Consider the following 26091-nt stretch of genomic DNA (forward strand, 5'->3'; position numbering starts at 1 on the left):
CGTGTAACGGAGAGCTTTTTTTTATGATTAAAAACGAGAGATTCTGGAAAAAATAAGTAGCATGATCGAAAAACGTTAATTGGAGGTTTTTTTATGTCTGAAAAAAAACGAAAAGAAAACGCAAAAAATACGTTAAGTAGCGCTCAAGAAATCTATTACGGCCGCGAGTTTAAAAAAGCAGACCGTGCAGGCGGCTACACGAAAAAATAAGTGAGGCAAAACATCTCTATCCAACGCTTGATCATCTCAACGTCCTTTCTGTACAGTTTGTATCGGAAGGACGTTTTTATATTATGTAGACATAATAATACGAAGATTTTATAGATGTTATTGAAGTTTTTTTACAACTCTACTATATCCACAAAGTTTACCCACAATTATGTGGATAATGTGTATAACTTTACTGAATATGCATATTACCGCTTTCACAACTTGAAATAACAGTGGGTAATTTTTATGTAAATTTTCTGAAAAAATGTGAATAGTGTGGATAAAGTTGTGAATATCCTATATAATTCAGCAGTTAACTTCTTGTTAACCTGTGGATATCTTCTTTAGTACTTTCATTGATTTTAGTACCATTAAGGCTTTCGATATATTATAAGTATAATAATAAAAAGTAGGGGAAACTTCCCCTACTTTTTTATGATTGGAAACAATATATCCACACTTGTTCCTTTATCTAACTGACTAGAAAACGTCATCTGAGCGTGATGAGCTTTAATAATCCGATAGCTGACCATCAGTCCTAAACCTGTACCTTTTTCTTTTGTACTATAAAAAGGCTCACCTATCTTCGCTAACCGTTCAGGAGGAATACCTTGTCCTTCATCAGCAAGCTGCAGCCAAAGGTGGTTTTCTTTTACTTTAATCGTAATATGAATAGCTCCTCCTTCAGGCATTGCTTCGATAGAATTTTTAATAATATTAATGAATACTTGTTTTAACTGATTTTTATCTCCATACACCTTTGGTAACTGGTCGTCTCTTTCAAATATGAAAGCTACTTCCTTTTCTACTGCTTCAGGTTCAAGAAGTGAGCACACTTCTTGAACAAGCGCTTGCATATTCAAAGATTCAACCTTCATTACCTGAGGTTTTCCTAACATCAAAAATTCTTCTACGATTCCATTCATTCGTTCTAATTCAGTTTCCATGATATCTATATACAAAGCATCTTTAGGATGTTGTTCTTTTAATAAGTGAACAAAACCTTTTAAAGAAGTTAAAGGATTTTTGATTTCATGAGCCACTCCAGCTGCAAGTTCTCCTACCACGGCTAGCTTCTCAGAAGTTCTAAGCTTCTCTTCTGCCTTTTTACGCTCCGTAATATCCGTCGATACACACAGCATTTGAATCACTTCCTGTTTTTCATTCATGATAGGAAGTTTTGCTGTTTCGACCCAGCGCCGGTTTCCTTTCGAATCTTTAAACTGTTCTTCTAATACCATTCCTTTTTGGGTACAGTTTGAAAACGCCCCTTTATATAAAAGATCTGATTGAAGGTTGAACTGATATTTATCAATTGATTGTCCAATTAAGTCATCAGATTTTTCACCTAAGAGCATTGCAAAAGATTCATTAACGAGAATGAATTCCCTTTTTTGATTGATAGCATAAATATAGCTTGGATTAATGTCAATAACTTGTCTTAAAAACGTTTTTTGTTCCTGCAGCTGATTTTCTTTTTGCTGTAAATTCGCTTTAGAATGGCGTATATAGCTAATCATTTCATTAAACTGTTTAGATAAAATACCGATTTCGCCCCGCTCAATTTCTCGTTCCGGAATTTTTTGATTAAAATTCCCGCGCGCTACTTGTCCCGCCAATTCATATAGTTTATGAATTGGATTCACAATTTGCCTTGCATATAACGCAGTAAAAAAAGAAAGCAGTAAAATCGTAACGCCTGAAACGATCCAAAGCGTTTTTTCAAACATTTCATAAGGCCTGTAAATTTCTTCAACGGGTAATTCAGCGACAATTCCCCAATCCAAAACAGGAATATATTCGAAAGACGCAAAGAAATACTTACCTTCGGTGTTCACAACGCGCTGATATCCTGATTTATGATTCATCGTTTTCTGAACGATTTCGTTTTTCTTAGCATTTTCACCGATTCTCTGTTTCTCTGGGTGGGAAATAATTCTACCATTGCGGTCTACAATAAATGTATAGCCGTTCTCTCCTATATCGAACGTTTGAAAGATGGATTGAAAACTTTTATTTTCTTCAATTCGCAGCGCTAAATTTACGACCTTTTTTACATTTTGCTGCCCATCCAAAATAGGAATCGCCATCACCACAATGTAGTGCTTTGTATCTGCTGAAACAACATCGCTTAAATATATTTTTTTGGTTCGCAGCGCTTCTTGAAAATATTTTCTTTTACTTAAGTTCACATGTTTCATATTTTTTAAATCATTCGGGTAATAATGCTCAACATACCCTTTTACATTAAAAATGGTTCCGCTATCGATATACGGTGAAATATTAACTATTTTCTGCAATTCTTTGTCTATTTCTTGTTCATCATCCGATAAAAAAATAGGATCTTGCTGTACCTCGTCGCCTAGGCTCCAAATATCTTTAATGACGACGTTAATTTGCTCTTTCATTCTCTTGACGGTTTTATCAGTTACCTGCCGATATTGATCTTGAGAAATATTAGGCAGCATCACTCTTGAAACAATAAACATTAGCGTCAGTACGGTACAAATAAGAAGCACATTAATCGTGAAGATTTTCCAAAACGTATGAGATTTAAACCATTTCATGTTTGTTCACCTTAATCTAATGAAGTCTACCTCCATTGTACTGCAAAATGAAAACTTTTCCATATAAATGACGGAATTCCATCTTTAGACACAGAAGAAAAGCAATTTGTTCTACATTCCTATCAGAAAACTACGAGCTTTCTCACTGTGTTTTCTGTTAGAACAAATTTTTAGTTTTCTTCTATAAACTTTGCTTCCTGCATTTTATTCATGCAGGAGAAATCAATTATTTATTCTCCACTAAAAAGACCTCATCACGGAGTAATGAGGTCAGAAATTTACTATATTCTTTTATAAAAAATCATGTTTGTTCCCTGCTGATTTTCTAGCCTTTAAAGATTTATTTTCTTTTTCCTTCTAGTCCAGTAAAAAATAAATAAGAGAATAAACCAAACGGGCGTCAACAATAAGGCTGGGCGCGTCGCGTCAGAAAACAGCATAATAACAAGAATCACCGCAAACAAAGCTAACACAACATAGTTTATGAATGGTGTTAACGGTGCTTTGAATGCTGATGCTGCATGCAGCTGCGGACGCGTCTTTTTATACCTTAGATGGCAAATGAGAATGATACTCCACACCCAAATAAAACAAATAGCGCTAATGGTCGTGACGATGCCGAAAGCTTGGTCTGGTATAAGCTTGCTTAAAAGAGCTCCCGCTGAGATGACCAGAGTAGATACAAACAATCCGTTGCTTGGTACGTGGTTTTTGTTCAGTTTTGCAAACTTAGATGGCCCTTGGTCATTTTTACTTAAATTATATAAGATACGGCTTGTTGAAAACATTCCGCTATTACAGGCAGAAGCGGCTGAAGTTAGTACAACAAAATTAATAATTCCAGCAGCAAGCGGAATTCCGACTAAACTAAAGGTTTTAACAAATGGGCTTTCTGCTGCATTTAATTCCATCCACGGGTTAATAAACAACAGAACGATAAGCGCTCCAACATAGAAAAATAAGATTCGCAGCGGAATTTTATTAATGGCCGATGGAATATTTTTTTGGGGGTTTGATGTTTCTGCTGCCGATACCCCTACCAATTCAACCCCGACGTATGCAAATATAACCATTTGGAATGAAAGTAAGAAACCTGAAACCCCATTTGGAAACAGCCCTCCATGATTCCAAAGGTTTTGAACAGTAACAGATCCCGCATCTGTTTTAAATCCCATTACCAGCAAAATAACGCCAATAATAATTAATGCAAGAATCGTAATAACCTTTATTAAAGCAAACCAAAACTCTAATTCTCCAAATAATTTTACGGTTAATAAGTTAAGACCTAATAAAATGATTACACAAATAAGTGCCGGAATCCACTGAGGAATATTGAACCAATATTTCACATATACGCCAACTGCAATCACATCAGCCATAGCTGTCATAATCCAGCAAAACCAGTAGGTCCATCCCGTTACAAATGACGCCCATGGTCCAAGATACTCTTCAGCAATATCAGTTAACGATTGATAACCTGCTTTAGACAGCAGTAGTTCTCCTAGCGCTCTCATCACAAAAAAAAGCGCAATACCAACAATTAAATAAGCAAAGATGATAGAGGGACCTGCAAGCTGTATTGCTTTACCAGAACCTAAAAACAAGCCCGTACCAATGGTTCCCCCAATCGCAATTAGCTGAACATGACGATTGGATAAATCCCTCTTTAATTCTCGTTGTTCCAACTCTAACTCCTCCTAACAATAAAACCTTTGATGCGATCGTGCGGACTACAAATAAAGTCCAATAAAAAAAGAGATTGGATGCGCTCCAATCTCATGGTCATAAGAATAACAAATATTAAGGTACATGCTACCAATTAGTAACATGCCAAATAAATATCCGGTACTCTTCTGTCCTTTTGCCTGAGATTGTGAACCCTTCGGCGTCGCGAAACTATCGCGATCTCTCCAGAAGCTGCTCCTGCTATAGTGTGATCCATAGCAATCATAGCTTTCTACGTATTAAATTTTTCAATCAATAGAATGACTGTCGAATAGTTGTTTATTCTAATACCAGTTGGATACTTTGTCAACAGGAAAGATTACTTTCATTTATTTACCTTCTTCGAAAAAAGGTAATCGAACATTTTCAATCGTCAACTTAGTATTCTTTTCCTCACGCTACCTGAGTCCTTGCGCGAACCTGAACACATTAAACGGATCGTACTTTTTGTTCACTCTTTCTAATCTCTCTGCGTTGTCTCCAAAATACTCATGCTCGTAGTTTCTAAGGTTACTGATAGGGAAATTCACATAGGAGCCTATCGTAATACTTTTAATATATTCAAATCGCTTGCGAAGCCAATCTCTGTTTGCTCTTGCAAATGCATCTTCTGTCCATACAGACTGAAACCCCATAATATATCTGGCGTTTCTGTAGAAAAAAGCCGTTTCACTTTTACCAACACTGCGGATTTCTCCTCCTAGTGCATAAAAAGAAATCGCGGCATAAACGGACCCTTCTGCCGGACGCTGTATGAGATCTGTAAGATTTTCAAGCTCACCACGTGAATAGCTTCTGTGCACAAATCTTCCCGTTGACTTAAATTTTTCAGACTGAGGATAGGTTGCCTCTATTTTTTTTACCGCTTCAAGAAAAGATAATGATTCCAGCTCTACTCGAAACCCTTCTACATTCTGCAAAAGGCTGTAAAATCTCCCGAGCTCTTTCTGGGGAGCCGTAAAAGAAGCCGTTTGCAAATATGCCTAACCCTTCTACTTCTGCATTATAAAATGCTTGCAACTAGCGTCATACGTTTGTCCAGTTCAGGCAGCCAGTTTTGCCATATATTCATCACTTGTGTCTGCTTTGCCTTCGTAGTACCTACATAAAAGAAGCGAACGAGCGTAACAGAGCTGTTCGTTGGCTTTGGAAGCTGAAACGTCATGCTTATTACAACGCCAAAGTTACCGCCACCGGCACCGCGGCATGCCCAAAAAAGATCAGCGTTACACGATTTGTTTGCTTTGATGAGCTTTCCTTCATAATTGACTAACTCTAGCTCTATCAAGCTGTCACAGCCTAATCCATAAAGCCTGCTCGAAAGTCCCCAGCCTCCACCAAGCGTAAAGCCAGATACTCCAACAGTCGGACATGTTCCTCCTGGAAACACATATCCGTTCGAACCGATGAAATCATACACTTCCGTATTTTTCGCTCCTGCTTCCATCTTTAAAATGTTCCGTTTTTTATCTAGTTTCAACGTATTTAACCGACTAATATCAATGACTAACACACAGTCACCCGTAGAATAGCCTTCGTAATGATGACCGCCAGATCGAATGCGAATCTCAACACGATGCTTGTGCGCCCAGTGGATCGCATTCACAACATCCTGTTTTTTTCACAGTACACAATCACAAGCGGAAATTTACTAACAGCGCGATTCCATTCCTGACGAGCCTCCTCATAAAGGGGGTCTTTTGGCGTTATCACTTCTCCCGTAAGTCCTTTTAAAAACATTGAGTCCATCTGACCTCTGCTCCTTTATACATACTTTTTAGTAGTTTTATTACTATAGTATTATCGATGTGGTTAAAGGTTTGGGTTTTGGGATAGAGTTTGCGTTTATTATTTGTATAAAAGACGTCATTATAGTTTTTCTTAAAGGCATTAACCCTCTTATGTAATCTCTCTTTAGCGATGTAACACTTTCCAAGACTAGACTTTATGAGAATTTCATCTCAATATACTAAGATATTTTTTACACTAAAAGAACAGATGTGGAATTTTAACAACTTTCTCCATTAATAAGAGTACAGCTCAAAGAAAAAAGAGCAGAATCAAATCTGCCCTTTACTCTTTTTCTATTCATTTCTTTAACGTCAAACTCACCACATTCTCCACATGCGCCGTATGAGGGAACATATCAACAGGCTGAATGTAATCAACATGATAAGCCTTCGACAGTTGCTGCACATCTTTGGCTAATGTGGATGGATTACAAGAAACGTAAACCACTTTCTTTGGCTTCACTTGTAAAATCGTTTTTAGAAGCTTGTCATCACAGCCTGTTCGCGGCGGATCAACGACGATAACGTCTGGCTTCCAGCCTTCTTTTACCCACTGCGGCATCCATTTCTCAGCCGGACCCGTTACGTACGTAGCATGCTCAAACCCATGATCTTGGGCATTTTTTCTTGCGTCTGCAATCGATTCTTCAATCGTATCCATTCCGCGAATTTCTTTGGCATCTTTAGCAAGCCATAAGCCAATTGTCCCTACTCCGCAGTAAGCATCTACAATTTTTTCACTGCCTGTTAGCGCAGCTGCTTTTTTTACTTCGTCGTATAGCTTCACGGTTTGAAGAGGATTCAACTGGAAGAATGCACGCGCTGAAAGTTCGAACGAGATATCTCCTAACGTTTCTTGAATCACCGACTTTCCAGCAAGTGTAAACGTTTCGTCTCCAAAAATAAGCGATGTTTTTTGACCGTTTACGTTTTGTACGAGTGATTTCACTTCCGGTAGGCGGCGCTGAATTTCTTTAATCAGCAGCTCTTTTTTCGGAATTTCTTGTTTAGCCGTAATCAAGACAATTTGCACTTCACCCGTTTCAAATCCTACTCGAGATACGATGGTACGTACAATACCACGGCGTTTGCGTTCATTGTAGATAGGAATTTGAAGATCTTGTAAAATTCGTTTTATTTCTTTTGTCACATGATTCGTGGCTCCATGCTGAATAGGACAGTTTTCAATGTCAATCAGTCGATGAGAGTTCAGTCCATACAAACCAGCGATGACTTTTTGTTTATCCATACCTACTTGGAATTGTGATTTATTACGATAGCCCCAAGGATTTTCCATGCCAATTGTTTGGCGTGTTTTTCCCTCTACTTTTTTTAATGAACTGTGACGTTCGAACGCTTGCAGAACAATATCACGCTTAGATTCTAGCTGACCTTCATAGGATAAGTGCTGAAGCTGACAGCCTCCGCACTGTTCATAAATAGGACAGGGCGCATCTACGCGATGAGGAGATTTTTTGCGAATTCGCTTGATTTTCCCTTCCGCAAACTTATGCTGGACATTTGTTGCTTCTACAACCACTTCTTCATTTGGTAATGCTCCCGGCACGAAGACGACTTGGCGCTTAAAATATCCTACGCCTTCTCCATTAATACCGAGTCTTTTTATCGTCAACGGAAACGTTTGTCCTTTTTGAACTTTCATTTCAGTTTTTGGTTTATTCATGAGACCAACTCCGATTAGTTTAAATTCTTTATATAGTTATTAACGGTCTTTATCTGCTAAAAACCTAGTAGACCGTATCGCTTTAAAAAAGACATCAACGCATATTATAACACTTCAACAGCAAAAAACCGACAGGAGAAACATTCCCATCGGTTTTTATCTTTATTTCGTTTTAGAAGGACTTTTCTTCATTTGTTTGCGTTCGTTCATTAAATCATCAATACTTTTAAATGTATAGCCCTGCTTTTTCAAATCCACAATCGCTTGATCTAACGCATCTGCGTTATCCTTTGAAACGGTATGCAAAAGCATGATCGCACCTGGATGTATTTGAGCCATCATATTGTCGTATGAGTAGCGCCAGCCTTTTTGTTCATTCACTTTCCAGTCAACGAATGCAAGTGACCAAAATACATTCGTATAGCCCTCTTGCTTTGAAAGAGCTAGCGTTCGTTCACTAAATACCCCTCTAGGTGAGCGAAGGTATTTCATTTCATCACGACCAGTAATATTCTTGTATTCATCTTTTACTTTTTGCAATTCCTCTTTAAAACGTGCGTCATCCACTTGAGTTAAGTCAGGGTGATGCCATGAATGATTCCCGACAATATGCCCTTCTTTTACCATTCGTTTAATAAGCTTAGGCTCTTCTCTTAAATAGTGTCCTGTTACAAAGAATGTGGCAGGAACCTTTCTTTTTTTGAGCACGTCTAATACCTGCGGTGTATAACCATTTTCATAACCATTATCAAACGTTAAGTAAATATTTTTTTTATTTGTATCTCCGAGGTAAAAAGCATCATACTTAGCAAGAATTTGTTCATAAGCTGTACCTGCGGATGCGGGCTTGTGATTTTTACTTTTTTGAAATCCCCAGCTGATCGGATTGTTTGGATACATTTGTGCTTCAACAGATGCTATGCCTATTGACATCACGAATAAAAAAACGAGAAAAAAGGTGAACCGGCGCATAAGAAGCTCCTTTCGGAAGTCATTTTACGCTTAGTATCCACTCAATTTTCTCGTTCATGAACGTTACTTTTTACCATACGCTTTTGATGTATGTTTATTTAAATACCGGTTCTTTAAATTGCTCAAGCTTTTCAAATGAAGACTTATCTACATCTGCATGCAAGCTGTTTCCATGTGAATCCATCGTCACTACAGCTGTAAAGCCTTCTACTTTTAAATGCCACATTGCTTCAGGAATACCAAACTGCATCAAATCAACGCCTTCTACGCTCTTGATACAATCAGCATAGTACTGTGCAGCTCCTCCGATCGCATTTAAGTATACACCGCCATGCTCTTGAAGAGCAGCAAGCGTTTTAGGACCCATACCGCCTTTACCGATAACCGCGCGGATACCAAATTTCTTCATAATATCCCCTTGGTAAGGTTCTTCACGGATACTTGTTGTTGGTCCTGCAGCGGTTACGTGCCATTTTTCGTCTTCGTCCTTTAACATAACCGGACCACAGTGATAAATGATTTGTCCATTTAAATTAATTGGTGCATCGTGATCTGTTAAATGTTTATGGATAGCGTCGCGTCCTGTATACATCATACCGTTGATGCGCACCACGTCGCCAACTTTTAATTCACGAATTTGCTCTTCTGTAATAGGTGCTTGTAATACAACTTCTTTTGTTTCATCCGCATTTTGCTTCTCTTCGGCGCCTGCATTTTTATTAAAATCTACTTCTTCGCCTTCTTGATACAGCCACTCTTGAACACTTCCTGTATCGGCGTTGATTTTAATACCTAAGCGGCGGTAAGCCCAGCAATTATACGCAACTGACACATAGAAGCTAGCAGGAATACGATTGATTACGCCGACTTTACAGCCAAGTAATGTCGTTTCTCCGCCAAAACCCATCGTGCCGATTCCTAACTTATTAGCATTTTCCATTACATACTCTTCTAATTCTTTCAGCTGAGCATTTGGATTTGCGTCATCTAAGTTTCGGAACAGCTGCTCTTTTGCTAATTCATAGCCTGTTGTACGGTCGCCACCGATTCCAACACCAATGACGCCGGCACTACAGCCTTGACCTTGTGCTTGATACACAGAGTGCATCACACATTTACGAATGCCGTCTAAATCACGGCCAGCTCTACCTAAACCTTCTACTTCACAAGGCAGGCTGTACTGAATGTTTTTATTTTCACAGCCGCCGCCTTTTAGAATAAGACGCGCATCAATATAGTCATTTTCCCACTGCTCAAACTTAATAACCGGCGTGCCGCCGCCTAAATTATTACCGCTGTTTTCTCCCGTTAACGAATCTACGGAGTTAGGGCGAAGCTTTCCGTGCTTTGTTGCTTCTTCAATTGCCCAATAAATCGCTTCTTTAATTTGAAGCTGATTCACTCCTACAGGGGTTTTAATTTTAAATGTTGGCATACCCGTATCTTGACAAATTGGCGATAAATTATCATCCGCCATCTTAATATTATTGGTAATGGTCGCTAAAGACATTGCTGCACGCGTTCCTGCATTTTCACGCGCTTTTGCCTTTGCGATAGCACGTCGAACGTCTTTTGGCAATTTTGTAGATGTTTCAACAATTAAATCGTACATGCTTTGTTTTAAAGCTTCAATCATCACTTAATTCCTCCCATATCCCGCTAATGTATGTATTTATCTATCTGTCGTACAACTTTCAAAATTTATTATACTCCTTCAAAAATTGTTTCGAAAGACCTTTATAGGAGGATTTCCACTTCAAGCAAAAAAGCGCTAGTTTTTCTAGCGCTTTTTTCTTTGTTCATTCTTTATCTTTTTTAAACTGCTCACATTTTGCTTCGAGGTCATCAATCATCGTAATCAAACGGTCAATGTCTTCTAGGTCTGTGTTTTCAGGCTCCATAGAGTCTAATACGTGTACAAACATATTTAAACGATCTTTTAAATAACGTACTTGTGAATCTTTATCTCGAACGGCGTTTCCCATTTTAAACCCTCCTGATATAGCTTTTCATTCGTATTTCCTTATATCCTAACGAATACTTTCATATTTGACAACTAAAAGCAATAAAATCCATAATAGTCACTGGTGTCCGTTTTGAATGAGACGTATAATTTAGTCTAGCAGGACGGACCGTGAGATGTTTTCATCATCATTTCACTTTACGGAAAAATAAAAGGAGTTTTTTTATGGCCACTTTACAACGAATTACCCCGGAGTTCGATCCGTGGGAAGCGTATTTAGATATGAAACAATATGGCAAACCGACGCTTACAAACGTTGAATTTACCACAACGACGCTTTGTAATATGCGATGTGAGCACTGCGCAGTTGGATATACGCTGCAGCCAAAAGACCCAAACGCACTGCCGCTTGATTTAATTTTAAAACGTCTCGATGAAATCCCAACTCTTCGAGCTTTAAGCATTACGGGCGGAGAGCCGATGATGTCTCTATCTTCTGTGAAAAATTATGTGGTGCCTTTATTAAAGTATGCACATGAACGAGGTGTCCGTACACAGATTAATTCAAATTTAACATTAGATCTTGCACGTTACGAACAAATCATTCCTTATTTAGATGTTTTACATATTTCTCACAACTGGGGAACGATGGACGATTTTGTGGAAGCTGGCTTTGCAATGATGGAGCGAAAGCCTACTTATGAGCAGCGCGCCAAATATTTTGACCGTATGATTGAAAACAGCCGCGCGCTTGTAAAAGCGGGTGTAACCGTATCAGCTGAAACGATGTTAAATAAACGTACGCTTCCTCACATGGAAAAGATTCATCGTCAAATTGTTGATGAAATGCTTTGTCAGCGTCACGAAGTACACCCTATGTATCCAAGTGACTTTGCTAGCACTCTAGAAACGTTATCTCTTCCTGAAATGCGTAAAGCTATTCATCACCTTCTTGATATTCGAGATAAAAATGTGTGGATGCTATTCGGCACGCTGCCGTTTTATGCATGCAGTAATAATGAGGAAGACTTATCGCTTTTACAGCGCTTGTATAGCAGTAAAAATGTAACCGTTCGAAACGATCCAGACGGGCGCTCTCGCCTAAATGTAAATATTTTCGACGGAGATATTATCGTAACGGATTTTGGTGATACGCCTCCTCTTGGCAACATTCAAGATACAAAGCTTACAGACGCTTTTGATATGTGGCAGCAAAGCACGATTTCTAAAGAGCTTAGCTGTCATTGTTCAGCAGTGTCTTGTTTAGGACCTAATATTTTGGTAAAAAACAGCTATTATCAAGATACTGATTTTAGCAAACTCCAAGCGAGCATTACAAAATAACAAAAAAGAGATTCCATCGTAGGAATCTCTTTTTTGTTATCTCGGCTGGTCATAAGCCCCAAAGCTTAAGGAAACATAATCTTGTACTGGAATCCATGCTCCAATTCCTTGAGACGTTACATTTCTCACCACAATTGAGCGCTTGCTGCCTTTTACTGTAACATACACTTCTCCATATGTTACTTTTCCCTTTTCACTTACAGCAGGCGTATACGCATACAGATAACCTACTTTTTTAGGAGCTACGTTATAGACCTGGTCTTTTTTCGTTCCGGCACCTACAAACGTTTGAAATGATAAAGTGAGCTTTGTTTTTTTAGCTGCTTCAATTAGCATCATTTGTTTCACATGATCAGGCTGAGGCACTTTTGCTGTTAATCCGCCTTTTACATGACTTTGATTTTCCTGACTGTACATCATTTTGTACTGAGTTTTTCCTGCTCTGTTATCATAATGATTTGTATTGATTCGCTGGTGTTGCCAGTTAACGTTTGTTTCTGTTGATTCGTAATTTAATGGCCACTGTCCTAAAAAGACGGTTGCTCTAAAACCAATTGCCCATGGAGTTTTAGAAATGTTTGATTCATTTAATATACGAATTAAATCAGGGTTTTCAATTTTTACATTTGATGTTTCAATGAGCTCTTTTGTAAACTCACTCGGCTGCAAATATGGCGTATCTTGACTAGCATTTGGATACGTATTTTCTTTTGAAATATTTAAAGCTGAAGAAGGCACGTTGATGGTAGGCTGAGCTGTTTTCGCAATGGCGATCTTCGTTGAACATGAAAATGAAATAATGATGGTAAACACAAATAAAAGCAATTTACGTAACATCTAGAAACTCCTTTCAACATCGTTAATGAATGCAACCATAGTTTTTTCAAACATCTCCTGTTTTATCCTGAATACCAAAAGGGAAATTCTTCTATTCACTTACACAAAAAGAATCCGAACGATTAATCGTTCGGATTCTTCCTTCAACTAAAACAGGTTTGTCCCAGCCTCTTCTTTTTTAAATAAGATAAAAACCAATTCCCATAATAATATAAGCACCTAAAAGAGTTGCACCTTCGAACCAGTTTGTATCTCCGTCATTAGAAATAGCAATAGTTAAAAATACGGCCGTTACCATCGCAATCAACTCAGGCCAAGTAAAGACAAGAGACATTTGGTTTTCGAACATCAGCGAAACTAACACTAATATCGGTGCTACAAACATCGCGACTTGTAAAGTCGATCCAACAGCAATTTCAACAGCTACACCCATGCGGTTTTTAACGGCCATAATAATAGCCGAAGCGTGCTCTGCTGCGTTTCCAACAATCGCTACAATGATGACCCCGATGAACAGCTCACTCCACCCAAAACTTTCCGATACAATTTCGATTGTGCTAACCAAGCTTTCGGATACGTAAGCTACAGCTAACGTAGACAAAAAGAGAACAGTAATCGCTTTCCACATTGACCATTCTGGCTCCTCATGTTCTTCCACTTCTTCACTTTTATGCTGATACACTCCTCGGTGCGTTACCAGCTTAAAAAATAACGCCGCTAAGTACAAGATGATGAGAATAATGGAGATTCCGACACTCAGGGACATGGTCTTCGCTTCGTCCATTTCACTAGCAAACACTTCAGGAATAACAAACGCAACGATAACGGCAAAGATCAATAATCCAGAATTATGTCTTGCATCATAGACATTAAATTCTTGACGCTTAAATTTTAATCCCCCAATGAAGAATGAAAGACCGCCTACAAGAAGAAGATTTCCTAATACAGAACCGGTTAACGATGCAAGCACCACCGCTGTAAGACCTTCTTTTAGAGCAAAAATAGAAATAATTAATTCTACAGCGTTACCAAACGTAGCGTTTAATAGTCCGCCTATTCGAGGACCAGCTACAACAGCTAAACTCTCTGTTGCTCTCCCCATAAAAGCTGCGAGGGCAATGATTGTTAAACAGTAAATAATAAACATAAGAACATCTGACCAGTGCATCATGTGCCCAATAACAGATAGCGGCACCCCAAGAATAACCGCCATAAGAAAAATCCGATTGATCATCGATATGTACACCTACCTTATTCATTTTTTGACAACAAAATCAATCATATCAAATTAATGGAATTTGTATAGACTCACCGTCAATGTTAGTATTTTTAACCTATTTTTATAAATGATAAACCCTTAATTGATTTTTGATTAAGATAGTTAAAAATCAGCCAAACTACCAAGGGTAAAAAGATATAATAAGGAGTGAAAAAATGAGCAATAGCAATAATGATGTGAAAAATCAAATTTTATCCGTACTAGATGACTATACAATTGGAACGTTAGCTACAATTCAAGATGGAAAGCCGTATTCACGCTTTATGATGTTTTTTCATGAAGATCTTGTGCTCTACACCGCCACCAATAAAGATACCCATAAAGTCGAAGAACTAGAAAAAAACCCTTACGTTCATATTTTGTTAGGCTATGATGGGCAAGGTTGGAGTGATCCGTATGTAGAGGTAGAAGCCAAAGTAAATGTAGAAACAAACGAAGAGTTAAAAAAGAAATTTTGGAATAAAAAGTTAAAAGAGTGGATTAAAAGTCCAGATGATCCAAATTATTTGCTTCTTCAGCTGACTCCTGAACGCATCCGCTATTTTGATAAAGCCGGCAGCAAACCGAAGGAAATATGAGATTGAGACGTAGCTAAGTCCATTCCATCTAAAGACGAACAAATGGGAGCAAAGAGCTGAACCGCTTGTAACAACACCATAAAAAATCCGAACGAGTTTGATTCATCGTTCGGAACTTCTTCAGCTAAAATACTTTTGTCCCAACCTCATTTAATTTCGAAGGTTTCTGTCACTTCAATACTGTCAATAACCGACTGTAGCATTGAACAATTTTTTCGTGCTAGCTCAATTGATTTTTCAATTTTGTCTAATGGAAGCTCTTCTCCTGTAATGATATAGTGCAAATGAATTTTTTCGATTCGCCCCGCTTTTTCATCATTTCGCGTCACGCCAGCTTGGATGCATAAATCAGAAAAAGCAATTCTTTTTTTCTCTAGAATCTTTCTTAACACGCCTCCGCTGCAAACAGCAATGGACGATACCATTAGCTGATACGGACGAAAGCCATACTCTTCATCTCCGGCGATATGTAGCTCTCCATAAGGAAGATTTGTTGTAAATCCCGCCTCTTTTTTCATGTTAAATTCCATTTCCTTCACTCCTTTACTTCATTATAAACCGCTTTTTATATAACCAACTACTCTCAATACGGATACTTGTTACACCATCACCATAAAAAGATCCGAACGAATTTGATTCTCCATCAAGAATCTCGATTCATCGTTCGGATCTTCCTTCAGCTAAAATACTTTTGTCTCAGTCTTTTTATGACTCTGTGTTAAATTAATTTTCCTGCGCGAATATCATTTGTCATTCCTTCGTAAGGCGCTTGAGCGATAACTTCCTCATTATTCGCTCCGACATTTTTGATAAATGTAATGTCAGCAAATTCGGGTACAACGTATTTAGGATATGTTTCGTATTTTTCACGGGATTCATGCATTAAATCAAGATGATCATTTTGATAGCACACGGTAATTTCAGGATGTTCATGTACCCATTTTGGGAAGAAAATAATGCCGTGCATCCGTTTTTCATCAGGCATAAAGTTCAAAGATACATCTGTTCCAGTCGGTTCAGTCCACGATACTTTATATACACCTTCTGTTAATTTCACAATATCAACTTTCTGGTCGCGAACCCATCGTCCTGCCACCATTCCGCTATGAATACGGTAATCGATTGTATTTTCGTTTTTGATATAAATTTCATATTCCCATCCGTTTTCGTATGTGTAAATCATATGATTCCCAATAAATTTTTCCATTTTTATATCGCTCCTTTGATTTATAACACTTCGTATATGTCTGACACAACGCGATCTAAGTGTCTCACAGCAGTGCCTAGAAAAACGCAGTTGTGTAAGCGTTTATATTTTGCACTTCCTGTATGACCAATGACACTCGTTGTACCGACATTGATTGTGAATGTCGCTATTTTCTTAAGCACTGTTTATATTCTAGCGATCGCCTTTTAATTGTAAATTAAAACATGTAACTATTTACATATTTTATTCTACTTTCCTTATAAAAAGATGTCAAATTAATAGCACAGCACGTCTACATCCTTGTCAATAAAGCGTTTTCCTTGTACGATTAAACAGTTGGATTGACAAAATATAGATAAAAAGAGGTTGAATGCTGTGAGTGCTACTCATAAACAACGTTTCTGGATTTTAGTTAGCCTTGTCGCCATTTCTGGATTCAGCCAAGGTATGCTGCTGCCTTTAATCGCTATTATTTTTGAGAAAGATGGTCTTTCTTCTACTATAAACGGATTAAACGCAACTGGATTGTATCTAGGTATTTTATTTATTTCTCCTTTCATGGAAGGGCCGCTTCGCAGATACGGATATAAACCAATTATCGCAGCAGGGGGACTTTTAGTTATTGTATCTTTAGCTTTGTTTCCCCTGTGGAAATCTGTTGTTTTTTGGTTTGTGCTCCGTTTATTTATTGGAATAGGAGATCACGCGCTGCACTTTGGTACTCAAACGTGGATTACATCGTCTTCACCTGCTGATAAACGAGGTCGCAACATTTCATTGTACGGGCTTTTTTTCGGTATTGGTTTTGCTGTTGGCCCTTTAATGACGCCGTTAATTAAAATTAACCAAGCGCTTCCTTTTATGATTTCTTCAGCTCTTTGCCTCATAACATGGGTGTTTTTATTTTTGATAAAAAATGAATTTCCCCTACAGGAAGTGGAGGTTAATTCGTTAAAAGAAACGGCTAAGCGATTTTCTAAGGCGGCTAAGTATGCTTGGATTGCTTTTTTGCCGCCTTTTGGATATGGATTTTTAGAATCATCACTGAACGGAAGCTTTCCTGTATATGGCTTACGAATTGGTTTGCAAGTAGAGTTTATTTCACTGCTGCTGACTTCCTTTGCAGTTGGAGCTATTGTATTTCAGCTTCCTCTCGGAATACTGAGCGATAAATTTGGACGGAAATTGGTATTAGGATGGATTTTATCCATTGGAGCCGTTACGTTTTTTACAGCAAGTCTCTTGGAAGAGACCGCTATTCCATTAGTAGCTTGTTTATTTATAGCTGGCATGGTTGTAGGCTCGACGTTTAGTTTAGGAATCAGCTATATGACGGATTTGATTCCTGCTCGTCTACTGCCTACAGGTAATTTACTATGCGGCATTGCTTTTAGTATCGGAAGCCTTGCCGGCCCTTACATAGGTGGAACGTTTATTCAGTTCTTTCACCATATCAGCTTTTTTAATATTATTAGCGGGATGCTTGGCTTTATTTTTATTATTCTTTTTGTATTCGGACAAAAGATGCCTATGCAACAAAAAACGAGCGAGAACCTATAGGTTCTCGCTCGTTCTTTAAACTTTTAGCGTTCGATGCTGAAGAGCTGATTTTTCAATTTGTATCGTGGTATGCTCAATGCCGCAGTGATCATGTACTAAATCAATGGCTTTTTGCAAAATTTGCTGACAATCTTTTTCATCTTCTACGCGCATATGACAGCTCAATGAGTCCAGTCCTGAAGTAATCGTCCAAATGTGTAAATCATGCACATCTTTGACTCCTTCAATGTTTTCAAGAAGGTTTTTTATTTCACTGTGATCTACCCCTTCAGGAGAGCCTTCCATCAAAATATGAATGCTATAGGCAAGCACGGCCCAAGCACTTTTTAAAATTAATACAGACACAACTACAGAAATAATCGGATCAGCAATATACCATCCAAACAGCATCATAAGAAGTCCAGCTACAATAGCTCCAATAGATCCTAAAGCATCTCCCAGTACGTGCAAGTAAGCGCTGCGTAAATTTACATTTCCTTTTACATCGCCTTGTCTCATAAGTGACCATGCGCTGATTAAATTAGCGAGTAAACCAACAGTAGCAATCAGCATCATGCTGCCGCTTGCTACAGACTGCGGCTCTAATACGCGCTGATAGGCTTCATAGATGATAAATCCTGCTATTACAAACAGTGCCACTCCGTTAAAAAGAGCCGCTAATATTTCAAAACGATAATAACCGTACGTTTTTTTATCCGATGCAGCTCGGTTAGCAAACCATATCGCTACAAGGCTAAGAGCAAGTGAGCTTGTATCAGAAAGCATGTGTCCGCTATCGGATAATAACGCTAAACTATTTGTAAAAAGCCCTCCAACAAACTCAAGAACCATAATACCGGCGGTGATAATGAGTGCAATTAACAGACCTTTTTTGTTGCCTTCACGCTGTGTATCAAAATGGTGATGGTGACCATGATGGTGGTGATGATCATGACTCATGTAAAGCCCCTCCTTTTATTCGTTATGTGAGCATTCTACGTGCTGAATTACTTGATGCAGTATTCCAACAACGTGTTCATCATCGTACGTATAGAAATACGTATTCCCTTCACGGCGATATTTTACTAAACGTAAATGACGCAAGTGAGTTAACTGATGTGAAATAGCTGATTGTGAAACACCAAGCACTTCAACCATATGACCGACTGAACACTCTTCTTGAAATAGCAAATAAAGAATTTTCATTCTCGTAGGATCTGAAATAGCTTTTAGTATTCTTGACGCTTCTTCTACTGTTTGAGGCGATAAAAACGAATGTTCATCTTTTTTCATAACATCTCTCCGTTCATTATATGCAAGTATATGAGCATATGTTCATATATAAATTATAAAACACCTTTTTCTATATAGTCAATTATTTACGTCTTTTTAAATTTTTTTGCCTATTTTTTAAAAAAATCCACACAAAATACTTTTTCTGTTATATAATACAATTAAATATAATAAACTGTATTAAAACAGATGGAGAGGAGAATAATAAATGAGCAGACAAGAACGCAAAAACATGATTACATTTATTGAAACGATGAAGGGGATTGACCGTGAAACCTTAATGTACATGACGGATGCCGATATCGAGCACATTTACACTTCCGCTTATAAATATTATGAAGAACATTTAGATATGTAGTACGTTTTTTACAGAATGCAGACGTCCAGCTGCATTCTGTTTTTATTTTTTAGGCGTTAGTCGTTACCTCCTTGCTTGTTCCGTGCTATACTATACTAAATATCCCAATTTAAAAGAGAAGAACTGAAAAAATGTGCTGCTATCGCTGAGATGGCAGCTTTCGTGTTTTTTTAGGGGTAATGATTGTGATTATTCTTCTCAATTATCGTTCAAGGAGGATTTGTATGGAAAATGCGTTACCTAAAAAACAAGAACAAACGCCTCAAACATCTTCTGCTGTCAACGTATTAAAAACACATGGTGAACTCATTGCTGCACTGTTAAGCGGCGTGCTGATTTTAGCCGGCTGGCTGCTGTCAAAACAGCAGGATACTGCTGTATCTATTACGCTCTTTGTATTAGCTTACGTGATAGGCGGATTTGCTAAAGCAAAAGAAGGCATTGAAGAAACGATTGAAAATAAAGAATTGAATGTCGAAATGTTAATGATTATTGCAGCCATTGGAGCGGCTGTAATTGGCTACTGGACAGAAGGTGCTATGCTTATTTTCATTTTTGCATTAAGCGGTGCATTAGAAACGTACACCATGAATAAAAGCAACCGAGAAATTAGCGCCTTGATGAATTTACAGCCGCAAGAAGCAACGCGTCTGATTGGAGATCAAGAAGAAATTGTATCCATTTCGGATTTACAAATCGGTGACTTGCTGTTAGTTAAGCCGGGTGAACGAGTGCCATCCGATGGGATTGTTGTCTCAGGTCAAACAACGATTGATCAGGCTGCTATTACAGGGGAATCTGTTCCTGTACTAAAACAGCTCGATGATGAAGTATTCGCGGGCACGGTGAATGTGAAAGGCGCCATTACCATTAAAATGACAAAGCCAAGTGCTGAGACGCTGTTTCAAAAGATCATTCAACTTGTTCAAACGGCTCAAAGTGAAAAGTCTCCTTCTCAATTGTTTATTGAACGATTTGAAGGCACATACGTAAAAATTGTTCTATCGGTTGTGGCAGTTATGCTATTTCTCCCACACTATGTGCTTGGATGGAGCTGGACCGAGACATTTTACCGTGCAATGATTCTCTTAGTTGTAGCGTCTCCTTGCGCTCTGGTTGCATCTATCACCCCTGCTTCGCTGTCTGCTATTTCAAACGGAGCAAAAAAAGGAATTTTGTTCAAAGGCGGCGTGCATTTGGAAAGGTTAAGCCATTTAAGCGCAATTGCGTTTGATAAAACAGGAACGTTAACAAAAGGAAAGCCAGAAGTAACAAATGTCATTGTCCGTTCTGATATAAACGAACAGGAATTTCTTGTTAAAATCGCATCAATTGAACGTCAGTCCAATCATCCGCTTGCTCAATCTATTGTTGACTTTGTGAAAAATAAGCAGGAATTGACGCTTGTTCAGCCAGATTCGCTTGAAGACGTTCCCGGATATGGTGTCATTGGGTCTCTTCAAGGAGATACGTGGAAAATAGGAAAAGCAGATTTTGTAGGTAAAGAAGATGCAGCTGAATTTGAAAATGGGATTTCATCTACACTTGCCAGTGAAGGAAAAACGATTGTGTACGCAAAAGACCAGCATGGTATTGTGGGATTGCTTGCGCTAAAAGACGTTGTACGAACAGAAGCTGTAGACGCTGTTAAATCTCTTAAAGAGCAGGGCATTCATACCGTCATGATTACAGGAGACAGCGAAAAAACAGCCGAAGCTATTTCAAAAGAGTGTGCAGTCGATGAATACATTGCAGAATGTTTGCCTGAAGCGAAAGTAGATAAAATTAAAGCGTTAAAAGAAAAATTCCCTACCGTTTCAATGGTGGGAGATGGCATTAACGATGCACCTGCTCTTGCTACTGCTAACGTTGGAGTAGCCATGGGAGAAGGAACGGATGTGGCACTTGAAACAGCCGATATCGTTTTAATGAAAAATGATCTATCAAAAATTTCGGATGCAGTAGCTCTTTCCAGACGAATGAACTCAATTGTGAAGCAAAACGTTATTTTTTCTATTGCCGTCATCTTTTTATTAATTTGTTCGAATTTTTTCCAAGTGCTTGATATGCCATTTGGTGTTATAGGTCACGAAGGCAGCACCATTTTAGTTATCTTAAACGGCCTTCGCTTGCTAAAATCTTAACGCAAAAAAGCCTAACGTATTTGTTAGGCTTTTTATTATGGAAATCAATGCCTTAATGGTAACCGTTTTGTCCATTTTGGCTGTTGCTTGTTTTATGCTTTGGCTGGCTCTTTTTATTTTGCTTTGTATTGCTTCCGTCTTTTTTTGTATGCTTTGTCATGATGTAAAACCTCCCTTTCACTTTGTTAGTATGCTCATATCTTGCGAATGATTTCATCCCAATTTGTGACTATGAAGATTTGACTCGACGGTCGTAGAAAATAGCGTTGATTTCTCCTCCAATAACGATAATCATGCCCGATAGGTACAGCCAAATAAGCAGGATAATAATTCCGCCCAAGCTTCCATATGTAGCTGTATAGTTATTGAAATGATTTACGTAATATGCAAACAGCATCGATACCACTGTCCATCCGACCGTAGCAAAAGCCGCTCCTTTTACAACATTTCGAATCAGCAGTTTTTTATTAGGAGCAAAGTAATATAACCCCGTAAAAACAGTAAACAAAATGAGGCCGCTGATAATCCAGCGGGAAGCAGACCATAAAGCGAGAAAAGTTTCTGAAAACCCAAACGTAGACGATAAATAAAGGCCAATCATATGACCGAAAACAGGAAGTAAAAGCGCTACAATAATAACAAATATCATCGCAAAAGTAAGGAGAACTGCCATACCTCTCGCCACTAAAAAAGGCCGATTTTCTTGTACGTGATATGCTCGGTTAAATGCTCTTACGATCGCATTAATTCCATTTGAAGCAGACCACATCGTGGCAATGATACCAAAGGATAATAGCTTTTCATTATGAGAACCAATGATATGGGAAACGTTGCTTTCAATCATGTGCAGCGTTTGCTGTGGCGCTACATTTTCGACCAAGTCAAGCAGGTCTGTTGATTCTAATGGCAAAAATCCAATCAGCGTAATTAAGAAAATTAAAAAAGGAAATAGCGAGAGCAGCAGATAATAAGCCAATTCAGCTGATAAACTGGGCAGCTCATCTCGATGAATGCGGCCCATCAGTTCTTTGCCAAACCTTACGATGTTATTTATGTACATTCCAGCCATATGTGCCTCCTTATTTATTTTTGTTCATCACCATATTTCTCCACAAATGCTTCTTTTGTATCGTTTACAATTTCCATCACCTGAGGTGTTGTTTCTTTTAACTTTTCTACTTTTCCTGCTACAAATGATACGTCTTCAGAAACTTGCTCGATGGTCGTACGGATGGTTTCATATTTCTCTTTGACAGTATCCGTTACAAGTTCAGGGTGCTGAATAAGAGTTGTTGTTTTGTCTTTCAGTTTTTTACTTCCTTGAATGACAGAGCTTCTTGTTTCTTTATCAAATAAAGAAACAGCTCCTCCTATAATTGCTCCAATGACAATACCTTCTACTAGCTTATTTCGTTTACCCATTTGTCGTTTCTCCTCCGCTTTTTATTTTTTAAGTATCGCTTATTCCGAGAAATGCTTCTCTATAATTTCGTCTAAAAGAGCCTTGCATCCTTCTTGAACTAAGTCATATACTTCGTCAAAATTTCCCGTAAAATAAGGATCAGGCACATCTTCAATATGTAAATCGGGCACAAAATCCAAAAGCCTTGCAATATAACCTGTTTTAGTATGTCCAGCCATCCTTCTCAGGTTTCCTACATTTTCGACATCCATTCCAATAATATAATGGAATTTAGCTATATCCTCTTGAATCACTTGTCTTGCTGTTTGCCCTTTAAAATCAATGTTGTTTCTCGTTAAAATAGATTGCGTTCCTTCATGAGGAGGATTGCCTTTGTGCCAGCCTCCTGTGCCTGCAGAATCTACGTGAATTTGTCCTTCTAGCCCTTTTTTCTTCACCATATCTTTAAAGACCGCTTCTGCCATGGGTGAACGACAAATATTTCCCAAACAAACGAATAATACGTTAATCATAGTCTCGACTCCTTTCCCTTATTACAAACATTATATACAATCATTTTTAAACTAAAAAATAGTTTTCTTTTATTTATATCGTTTCCACTCTTCTGTGGATAAGAACCTGACATAAAAGTGTTCACACGATAAAAACATGTTACAATAAAAAAAACGCAACTGGAAGGATGAACAAAGTGGATTTATCAGTAAAATCTCCAGAGAATATTAAACATATGGTCGATAGTATTAGTGAAAAACTGCGCATGCTAAATATCGGAGCAATTAAAGCTGAAGCTTTTGACGAAGAAATGTATGAAGACTTAAAGTACTTATACGATATGGTAATGAGAAAAGATTCTTTTAGCCCAAGTGAAATGCAAGCGATCGCGGAAGAATTAGGTACACTGCGTAAACAAGCTTAATGACAACTCCGTCAATGACTAATAGCCATTGACGGTTTTTTCTACATTTTTTTCTATACATGAATGCTGCGCCTTTTAGCGAGCAAATAAGAGTTAAATCGTTTACATACACATAGATGAAATATTCCCAAAAATCTTTCTTTTTTATTAGGAATTGACGTTTTTATTATTTGTCTATAGAATGTATCGAAATACCTAAAGCTCGTATAGTCTTGGAAATAGGGTCCAAGAGTTTCTACCGAACTACCGTAAATAGTTGGACTACGAGGGTTGAACATCATTCATACTGCATTTTTATTCTTCTTTATGTTCTCCCTTACATAGTCCTTCATTGTTATTTAGTTATACAATGAGAGGAGTCACATTCATGTCAAATACAAAAACAACCTTAAAAAAACAGCTTGCTGTTGCCAATAAAAAAATACCTGCAGATCTTGTAGTGAAAAACGGGAAAATTATCGATGTCTTTACGCTTTCCATCATTGAAGCCGATATTGCGATTGCTGATGGAGTGATTGTTGGAATAGGTCAATACGATGGGAATAACGTCGTGGATGCAAAAGGAAAATACATTTCTCCTACATTCATTGATGGACACGTTCACATTGAATCATCAATGGTTACACCTAAAGAGTTCTCAAAACTTCTTGTACCTAGAGGCGTCACAACTGTCGTAACGGACCCTCATGAAATTGCGAATGTTTCAGGGAAATCTGGCATTGAGTTTATGCTTCAAAACTCGGATTCCATTCCTTTAGACGTATTTGTGAACTTACCTTCAAGCGTCCCGGCAACTCCTTTTGAAAGCTCTGGAGCCGTCTTAAAAGCAGCTGACTTAGCGCCATTTTTCTCTCACCCTCGCGTGCTTGGATTAGCAGAAGTGATGGATTTCCCTGCTGTGCGAGATGGCGATGACGATATGCTCGATAAATTACAAGCAGCTAACGATGCAAACGGCGTAATTGATGGGCACGGCTCAGGGCTAGATGCTACGGGCGTTAATATTTATCGTACCGCTGATATTTCAACAGATCATGAATGCGTAACAGCAGAAGAAGCAATTGAGCGTATTCAGCGCGGGATGTATGTTCTGATCCGCCAAGGTTCTGTTGCTAAAGATTTGAAACAACTATTACCTGCTGTAAATGAACGTAACGCGCGCAGATTTTTATTCTGTACCGATGACAAACACCTAGATGATTTATTAACGGAAGGTTCTATTGATTACAATGTTCGTTTTGCTATTGAACTCGGGCTGGATCCGCTAATTGCGATTCAAATGGCTTCGTTAAATGCCGCTGAATGCTACGGGTTAAAAGATAGAGGTGCGGTTGCTCCTGGTTACAAAGCGGATTTTATTCTATTAGACGACTTAACCGATATATCTGCAGCACATGTCTATCAAAACGGAGAGCTTATTGCTGAAAATGGAGAGATGCTTTCTGTTCAAGAAGAACAAATTGATCTTCCAACAGAACTAATGAATTCTGTTCATCTCAAAGAGTTTTCCATTAAAAAACTTACGATACCACTTCAGCACAATCGCGCTAATATTATTGAAATTAATCCAAACAGCCTGATTACAAATCATATTGTAGAAGAAGTTCAAGTGAAGCAAAACGAATTTCAGTCTTCTGTAGAAAACGATCAGCTAAAAATGGCTGTTGTTGAGCGTCATCATCTAACAGGGAATATTGGTCTTGGGATTGTAAAAGGTTTTCAGTTAAAAGACGGAGCGATTGCTACCACGATTGCTCATGATTCACATAATATCGTAGCCGTAGGAACAAATGATGAAGATTTAGCAAAAGCAATTGCGGCAATTGAAGAAATCGGCGGAGGTATTGTTATTGTAAAAGGCAATGAAGTGATTGGCTCCCTCCCTCTTTCCATTGGAGGATTAATGTCACCTCACCCTTACAATGAAGTAAACAGCTTACTTAAACAGCTTCACGGGGCTCTTCATGAGCTTGATATTTCACAGAAATTCAACCCGCTGCTGACATTATCTTTCTTAAGCTTGCCTGTTATCCCATGTCTAAAATTAACCGACAAAGGATTATTTAACGTAAAAGAATTTAAGCATATCACCGTTCAAGCATAAAATAAAAAGGACTCTTTTGAGTCCTTTTTATTTATATCCTTTAGACGGCGTAGTTCGAGTTTTACGATTTTTATAATGACGATATCCTTCTTTTAAAAGGATAGGAAAAACAGCGACTAGAATTTTTTTTAATATACGTCCCAATTTAAGGCACTCCT

At 38.2% G+C, this 26091-nt stretch carries 23 protein-coding genes, 1 pseudogene and 2 riboswitches; of the genes and pseudogenes, 8 read left to right on the forward strand and 16 right to left on the reverse strand.

The features are described from left to right. Nucleotides 1-93 precede the first annotated feature (93 nt). Nucleotides 94-210 (forward strand): YfhE family protein, encoded by a 117-nt coding sequence (locus AC1DEF_RS23455; protein ID WP_013055148.1) that lies wholly within the window; start codon nucleotides 94-96, stop codon nucleotides 208-210. A 425-nt stretch (nucleotides 211-635) separates the two neighbouring features. On the opposite strand, the gene AC1DEF_RS23460 is transcribed toward AC1DEF_RS23455, so the two are convergent. The 7 genes and pseudogenes from AC1DEF_RS23460 to AC1DEF_RS23490 form a co-directional block, all read right to left on the reverse strand. Continuing rightward, entirely contained in the window at nucleotides 636-2777 is a 2142-nt protein-coding gene (locus AC1DEF_RS23460; protein WP_043977864.1) for a PAS domain-containing sensor histidine kinase, read from the reverse strand. Nucleotides 2778-3109: 332 nt separating this feature from the next. Further along, a complete protein-coding gene (locus tag AC1DEF_RS23465; protein ID WP_162215194.1) occupies nucleotides 3110-4462 on the reverse strand; it encodes an amino acid permease in 1353 nt (450 codons plus the stop codon). 158 nt (nucleotides 4463-4620) lie between these two features. Next, nucleotides 4621-4701, reverse strand: a riboswitch (glycine riboswitch). A gap of 199 nt (nucleotides 4702-4900) precedes the next feature. Then, nucleotides 4901-6251, reverse strand: a pseudogene (locus tag AC1DEF_RS23470) (FAD-binding oxidoreductase). A 339-nt stretch (nucleotides 6252-6590) separates the two neighbouring features. Then, nucleotides 6591-7976 carry a 23S rRNA (uracil(1939)-C(5))-methyltransferase RlmD gene (gene rlmD, locus AC1DEF_RS23475; RefSeq protein WP_318331422.1) on the reverse strand — a complete coding sequence of 462 codons (1386 nt, stop codon included), beginning with the start codon at nucleotides 7974-7976 and terminating at the stop codon, nucleotides 6591-6593. 162 nt (nucleotides 7977-8138) lie between these two features. Next, nucleotides 8139-8948 (reverse strand): delta-lactam-biosynthetic de-N-acetylase, encoded by an 810-nt coding sequence (gene pdaA / locus AC1DEF_RS23480; RefSeq protein WP_097824777.1) that lies wholly within the window; start codon nucleotides 8946-8948, stop codon nucleotides 8139-8141. 94 nt (nucleotides 8949-9042) lie between these two features. Then, nucleotides 9043-10584 carry a fumarate hydratase gene (locus AC1DEF_RS23485; protein WP_097824776.1) on the reverse strand — a complete coding sequence of 514 codons (1542 nt, stop codon included), beginning with the start codon at nucleotides 10582-10584 and terminating at the stop codon, nucleotides 9043-9045. 163 nt (nucleotides 10585-10747) lie between these two features. Beyond that, nucleotides 10748-10933 (reverse strand): SE1561 family protein, encoded by a 186-nt coding sequence (locus tag AC1DEF_RS23490; RefSeq protein WP_013081532.1) that lies wholly within the window; start codon nucleotides 10931-10933, stop codon nucleotides 10748-10750. Between the two features lie 203 nt (nucleotides 10934-11136). Here AC1DEF_RS23490 and yfkAB point away from each other — a divergent pair, with 203 nt between their 5' ends. Beyond that, complete coding sequence (gene yfkAB, locus AC1DEF_RS23495; RefSeq protein WP_097824775.1) at nucleotides 11137-12255, forward strand: radical SAM/CxCxxxxC motif protein YfkAB; 1119 nt, start codon at nucleotides 11137-11139, stop codon at nucleotides 12253-12255. Between the two features lie 36 nt (nucleotides 12256-12291). Here yfkAB and AC1DEF_RS23500 read toward each other — a convergent pair whose 3' ends face one another. Both AC1DEF_RS23500 and cax read right to left on the reverse strand, forming a co-directional pair. Further along, nucleotides 12292-13092: a YfkD famly protein gene (locus tag AC1DEF_RS23500; protein ID WP_013081530.1), complete on the reverse strand. Its 801-nt coding sequence runs from the start codon at nucleotides 13090-13092 to the stop codon at nucleotides 12292-12294. Between the two features lie 178 nt (nucleotides 13093-13270). After that, on the reverse strand, nucleotides 13271-14326 hold the full coding sequence (gene cax, locus AC1DEF_RS23505) for a calcium/proton exchanger (RefSeq protein WP_097824774.1): 1056 nt from the start codon (nucleotides 14324-14326) through the stop codon (nucleotides 13271-13273). Between the two features lie 200 nt (nucleotides 14327-14526). Between cax and AC1DEF_RS23510 the strand changes: the two genes are divergently transcribed. After that, complete coding sequence (locus tag AC1DEF_RS23510) at nucleotides 14527-14949, forward strand: pyridoxamine 5'-phosphate oxidase family protein (protein WP_097824773.1); 423 nt, start codon at nucleotides 14527-14529, stop codon at nucleotides 14947-14949. Nucleotides 14950-15095: 146 nt separating this feature from the next. On the opposite strand, the gene AC1DEF_RS23515 is transcribed toward AC1DEF_RS23510, so the two are convergent. Beyond that, nucleotides 15096-15479: an OsmC family protein gene (locus AC1DEF_RS23515; RefSeq protein ID WP_097824772.1), complete on the reverse strand. Its 384-nt coding sequence runs from the start codon at nucleotides 15477-15479 to the stop codon at nucleotides 15096-15098. Nucleotides 15480-15667: 188 nt separating this feature from the next. Then, a complete protein-coding gene (locus AC1DEF_RS23520) occupies nucleotides 15668-16156 on the reverse strand; it encodes a phenolic acid decarboxylase (RefSeq protein ID WP_043975666.1) in 489 nt (162 codons plus the stop codon). A gap of 375 nt (nucleotides 16157-16531) precedes the next feature. Between AC1DEF_RS23520 and AC1DEF_RS23525 the strand changes: the two genes are divergently transcribed. Then, nucleotides 16532-17716 (forward strand): MFS transporter, encoded by a 1185-nt coding sequence (locus tag AC1DEF_RS23525; RefSeq protein ID WP_477727564.1) that lies wholly within the window; start codon nucleotides 16532-16534, stop codon nucleotides 17714-17716. A 15-nt stretch (nucleotides 17717-17731) separates the two neighbouring features. Here AC1DEF_RS23525 and AC1DEF_RS23530 read toward each other — a convergent pair whose 3' ends face one another. Together AC1DEF_RS23530 and AC1DEF_RS23535 are read right to left on the reverse strand one after the other, a co-directional pair. Then, nucleotides 17732-18655 carry a cation diffusion facilitator family transporter gene (locus tag AC1DEF_RS23530; protein WP_477727565.1) on the reverse strand — a complete coding sequence of 308 codons (924 nt, stop codon included), beginning with the start codon at nucleotides 18653-18655 and terminating at the stop codon, nucleotides 17732-17734. A 15-nt stretch (nucleotides 18656-18670) separates the two neighbouring features. After that, a complete protein-coding gene (locus tag AC1DEF_RS23535) occupies nucleotides 18671-18988 on the reverse strand; it encodes an ArsR/SmtB family transcription factor (RefSeq protein WP_097824770.1) in 318 nt (105 codons plus the stop codon). Nucleotides 18989-19196: 208 nt separating this feature from the next. On the opposite strand from AC1DEF_RS23535, the gene AC1DEF_RS23540 reads away from it, so the two are divergent. Both AC1DEF_RS23540 and AC1DEF_RS23545 read left to right on the forward strand, forming a co-directional pair. Continuing rightward, nucleotides 19197-19346 (forward strand): BH0509 family protein, encoded by a 150-nt coding sequence (locus tag AC1DEF_RS23540; RefSeq protein ID WP_013055132.1) that lies wholly within the window; start codon nucleotides 19197-19199, stop codon nucleotides 19344-19346. A 224-nt stretch (nucleotides 19347-19570) separates the two neighbouring features. Further along, nucleotides 19571-21490 carry a heavy metal translocating P-type ATPase gene (locus AC1DEF_RS23545; RefSeq protein WP_016762850.1) on the forward strand — a complete coding sequence of 640 codons (1920 nt, stop codon included), beginning with the start codon at nucleotides 19571-19573 and terminating at the stop codon, nucleotides 21488-21490. Between the two features lie 229 nt (nucleotides 21491-21719). On the opposite strand, the gene AC1DEF_RS23550 is transcribed toward AC1DEF_RS23545, so the two are convergent. Genes AC1DEF_RS23550 through AC1DEF_RS23560 form a run of 3 tightly spaced genes read right to left on the reverse strand, consistent with a single transcriptional unit; the run spans nucleotide 21720 to nucleotide 23425 of the window. Further along, nucleotides 21720-22559, reverse strand: a complete 840-nt coding sequence (locus tag AC1DEF_RS23550) for a YihY/virulence factor BrkB family protein (protein ID WP_013081521.1) — start codon at nucleotides 22557-22559, stop codon at nucleotides 21720-21722. A gap of 14 nt (nucleotides 22560-22573) precedes the next feature. Next, a complete protein-coding gene (locus tag AC1DEF_RS23555; protein WP_013055129.1) occupies nucleotides 22574-22912 on the reverse strand; it encodes a hypothetical protein in 339 nt (112 codons plus the stop codon). A gap of 39 nt (nucleotides 22913-22951) precedes the next feature. Further along, the gene (locus tag AC1DEF_RS23560) at nucleotides 22952-23425 is read right to left on the reverse strand and encodes a low molecular weight protein-tyrosine-phosphatase (RefSeq protein ID WP_043975685.1); all 474 of its coding nucleotides are present in this window, start codon (nucleotides 23423-23425) and stop codon (nucleotides 22952-22954) included. Between the two features lie 176 nt (nucleotides 23426-23601). On the opposite strand from AC1DEF_RS23560, the gene AC1DEF_RS23565 reads away from it, so the two are divergent. Beyond that, on the forward strand, nucleotides 23602-23829 hold the full coding sequence (locus tag AC1DEF_RS23565) for a DUF1128 domain-containing protein (RefSeq protein ID WP_013055127.1): 228 nt from the start codon (nucleotides 23602-23604) through the stop codon (nucleotides 23827-23829). A 182-nt stretch (nucleotides 23830-24011) separates the two neighbouring features. After that, nucleotides 24012-24113, forward strand: a riboswitch (purine riboswitch). A gap of 83 nt (nucleotides 24114-24196) precedes the next feature. Continuing rightward, complete coding sequence (gene ade, locus AC1DEF_RS23570; protein WP_043975688.1) at nucleotides 24197-25933, forward strand: adenine deaminase; 1737 nt, start codon at nucleotides 24197-24199, stop codon at nucleotides 25931-25933. The last annotated feature ends 158 nt before the right edge of the window (nucleotides 25934-26091 follow it).

This window comes from Priestia sp. 10L35, from assembly GCF_056395685.1.